The organism is Microcystis sp. LEGE 08355 (assembly GCF_015207185.1).
Classification (GTDB): Bacteria; Cyanobacteriota; Cyanobacteriia; order Cyanobacteriales; family Microcystaceae; genus Microcystis; species Microcystis panniformis.
Genome location: NZ_JADEXI010000721.1, coordinates 1 through 2086, shown reverse-complemented (window position 1 = coordinate 2086; position 2086 = coordinate 1). Strand labels below are relative to the sequence as shown.

At 46.4% G+C, this 2086-nt stretch carries 2 protein-coding genes and 1 pseudogene; 1 reads left to right on the top strand and 2 read right to left on the bottom strand.

Features of this window, described 5'->3' with window-relative positions; genetic code table 11:
• The coding region (gene tsaE / locus IQ242_RS23315; RefSeq protein ID WP_193961592.1) for a tRNA (adenosine(37)-N6)-threonylcarbamoyltransferase complex ATPase subunit type 1 TsaE at positions 1 to 271 on the bottom strand (271 nt) is incomplete at its 3' end.
• A 457-nt stretch (positions 272 to 728) separates the two neighbouring features.
• Here tsaE and IQ242_RS23310 point away from each other — a divergent pair.
• A complete protein-coding gene (locus tag IQ242_RS23310; protein ID WP_193961591.1) occupies positions 729 to 1928 on the top strand; it encodes a lipid-A-disaccharide synthase-related protein in 1200 nt (399 codons plus the stop codon).
• Here the strand turns inward: IQ242_RS23310 and IQ242_RS23305 are convergent.
• Positions 1925 to 2086: pseudogene (locus IQ242_RS23305) on the bottom strand (beta-glucosidase); the annotation flags it as partial. The gene IQ242_RS23310 and the pseudogene IQ242_RS23305 overlap by 4 nt on opposite strands.

Here is a 2086-nt window from a genome sequence, read left to right as displayed (position 1 = left end):
GGTACAGCGCCTCGATATCTTGACCCTGCAAACGGTACAAATCCAAATGATACAAAGGAAGGCGGCCTTCGCTATACTCGTTAACGAGGGTGAAGGTAGGACTAGCTATAGGCTCTTGAATGCCCAATCCTAAGCCAATTCCCTGTACTAAGGTGGTTTTTCCCGCTCCCAAATCACCTTTTAATAAAATTACACTGCCAGGGGCCAAGGTTTGCCCCAGTTTTTCCCCTAAATTGACAGTAGCTTCTCGATCAGGCAAGTCGATAATCATTTTTTCCGCTAAGTAGGTGGGTGGAATTAAATATAAGATGAACGTAGGTTGGTTTGAAGCATGAAACCCAACGCCCGCATGGTTTACGCTACCGCTAACCCATCCTACAAATAATTGTGCCTCCCTACTTAGGAGGCCAATTAACCACTGATTTTAATATAGCGATCAGAGCAGCTTTCTGACCTTCTTGGCTCTGGGAGACTCAATCTGGTCTTTTGATCGAGAAAAATAGAAGCAGTTAAACTCATCTCTTATCTTTTAGTCTTACCTTTGGTCAAATGGTCGCCATCAGGGCAGAGATAAGCGATCGGCGAAACCTTCCGGTAGATTAGACTAAATGGGAGTTGGTTAACTGCTTTTATAAAATTGATGGTTCCCTAACCATCAGCATTGTCTAGGGTCGAAGGCAATAAAACAACCGAAGTTTAGGACTTTAAGCCAGAAGTTAAGAAAAAAAGTGAAATTATTATTTTTGAGTAATGGCCACGGTGAAGATGAGATCGCGATCCGGATTATTAAAAGACTGCAATCATCTCCCCTCTGTCCGGATATTACTGCTTTACCCCTAGTGGGTAACGGTTATGCTTATACTCGTCTGGGGATTCCCCTTCTCGATCGAGGTCAAAAAATGCCCTCTGGGGGTTTTATCACCAGGGATGTCAAACAATTATGGCGAGATCTGCGGGAGGGATTATTGGGATTAACCTCCCGTCAATACCGTCTGGTCAGAAATTGGGGCCAAGAAGGGGGAAAAATTGTCGCAGTCGGAGATATCTTACCCCTGGCCCTTGCTTGGTTGAGCGAGACAGATTATGCTTTTGTGGGAACGGCTAAATCAGAATACTATCTCCGGGATGAGCAGGGATGGTTAGATAGTAGCTCGATGATCGATCGCCTCTGGGGTTCCTACTATTATCCCTGGGAACGCTGGTTAATGGCCCGTCCTCGCTGTCGGGGGGTTTTTCCCCGGGATAGTTTAACTAGCAAAATTTTACAACAGTGGTCAATTGCCGTTGTCGATGGGGGTAATCCGATGATGGATGACCTTTTACCCTCGATAACGGGCGATTTTCCCCAAGATTGCCTAACTATTCTGCTGCTACCCGGTTCGCGCTTTCCCGAATCTCTCCACAATTGGCAGCAAATTCTCGCAGCTGTGGCCGCCATGATCGGCCGTTTTCCCGCTTACAAGCTGGAATTTTTGGCGGCGATCGCTCCTCCTCTCCCCCTAGAATCTTTTACGGCTGCTTTAATTGACCGGGGTTGGCGAGAACATAGCACAAATAAGTTTATTTGTCAAGAAGTATTTATAACTATTTCTCAAAGGGATTACGCCGAATATTTAGGCCGTTGCCATCTAGCGATCGCCATGGCGGGAACTGCCACGGAACAGTTCGTCGGTTTGGGTAAACCGGCGATCACAATTGCGGGATCTGGACCACAGTTTACTCCCCATTTTGCCAAACTGCAACAGCGTTTATTAGGCTGTTCAATTCTCTTAGGCGATAGTGCCGAGTCAGTGGCAGACAAGTTAGAATATTTATTACAAAATCCCCCACAGTGGCAAGAAATCGCCGTTAATGGTCGTCAGAGAATGGGATCGGCCGGTGCCTCCGATCGCATTGCCCAATGGTTACTAGGCAATTTTTGCCCTTAAACGAAAGTATCGGTCTGATTTTCGCCGCTAGTGGGCCAATCAAAAACAGTTTCTAGGGCGATTTTTTGGGCGCTTGGTTGTTGTCCATAGCTGAAAAGATGGGGAATTTCTCCGCTTTGTTGACGAAACCACTGGAAAACGTAGGGACTACCATAAAT